Origin of the sequence: Bacteroides intestinalis (genome assembly GCF_003464595.1) — a bacterium.
Classification (GTDB): domain Bacteria; phylum Bacteroidota; class Bacteroidia; order Bacteroidales; family Bacteroidaceae; genus Bacteroides; species Bacteroides intestinalis_A.
In genome coordinates, this window is record NZ_QRZF01000058.1 from 1 (window position 1) to 1,524 (window position 1,524).

At 45.9% G+C, this 1,524-nt stretch carries 1 protein-coding gene; it reads right to left on the minus strand.

Annotation, left to right across the window (positions count from 1 at the left end; all coding sequences use genetic code 11):
- Positions 1-17: 17 nt before the first annotated feature.
- A partial coding sequence (locus tag DWW10_RS25805; RefSeq protein WP_118487427.1) for an AAA family ATPase occupies positions 18-1,524 on the minus strand: 1,507 nt, incomplete at its 5' end.

The window sequence follows — 1,524 nt, forward strand, 5'->3', positions numbered from 1 at the left end:
ATGACTCAATAACAATATCACAATTTTTCTGCAATAATCAGTTCCCAGCCCTTGAATACCAGCGTGATGAGCTCCAGTTTCGTCCCACCTTTGGTGCGAAGCACCTTTTCGTCCGCTGCATAACGCACCAGCTGTTCAGCCGCTTCCTTCTTCAAGGAAGCAATATCTTCCTCCGAAGCATCACGCTTGGCGTATTTCACCTCTACAATATAGCTATAGGCAATATCCGGCTGGTGCAGTAGATCCGGCATCATGTAGAAATCGGCATAACCTTTGGAAGATTCGTGTTCGGGAAAAAGAACATATCCCTGCGTCAGTCCTAAATAAGCCAACAGAAAGCCTTTGATATGGGCCTCTCCATCTATGAACTCACGGATGGCGCTTTGACGTTCCAGTTCGCGGGCGAAGAAACGGAAGACGGCCTCCCATTCGCCACGAAGAGCCATTCCTTTCACCAGACCGGAAAAAGAAGAAAGGTCCAGATCAAACATTTTTGCTTCGCGATAAGCTTCTACCAGATAAGTATAGAGCTGTTCGCGTACAGTCAGGTTCGGAATGCCAAGAATGGCACTACCAAAATCGGTACCTTGTATGGATAGCATTCCGAAATAGAACAGCAGGCTCTTGAAGTTCTCCGTATCAGTTAACTTTTCAGCCGGAAAAGAAGTGGAGATCTGTGCTGTGATGCTACCTTCCGTTACAATCTGCTGGATGACGGAAGCGTTCACACCGAATGTCTTATCTATCCGTATCAGATGACGGAGCTTACTGTAATCCGTACGGATATTGTTGTCAACCATTCTCTCTGGTGGTAATTGCTGTTGCAGATAACTGTTCAGGAAATAAAGTGTCATGTCCGAATTGAACATCCGCTCTTCCAATTTGCGGGAAGAGAAGCAGTAATTATCATACCACGGCTTCATCAGTTCCACCAACTCGTCCACCGTAACACCTGCCGGAAGTGCGTTTTCATCTTTGTAATAGGTAATCATCTCCCGTACTTCATCTTCGCTGAAACCGATGATGTCATTAAATTGCGGCAACATGCTGATATTCGTGCCGATATTGAAACCGCTCGTCACGTCATCCATCGTAATGGGACTCACTCCCGTGATGAAAAGGCGCTCCACGGCGGCACCGGCATTGGAAGTAGAGGCTTTGATATTGTTGAAAAAACCACGGATCAGTCCTTCGCCATGTGTCTTTTCCCGGTAACGCTCCTGTCCATAAGAAGAAAGGATGGTGTTGGTAAAGTTATCATATTCGTCAATTAACAGGTAGATGCGCGGACAATTCGTGCGGCTGACGTATTCCTTAAGAGCGGCCAGCATCTGCTCTGGATTTGTCTCGTCAGGATTAACCACTTCCCATATCCCACTGCCCAACAGATATTCATATTTCAGGATGAAATTCTTCATCACCATGCAGCAATACTCACAGAATGAACGATCCACAAATTCTAACTTAGAACTGACTTCAGAGAAATTGAATCGCAAAACCATGTAGCTGTTATGCCGCTTTGTC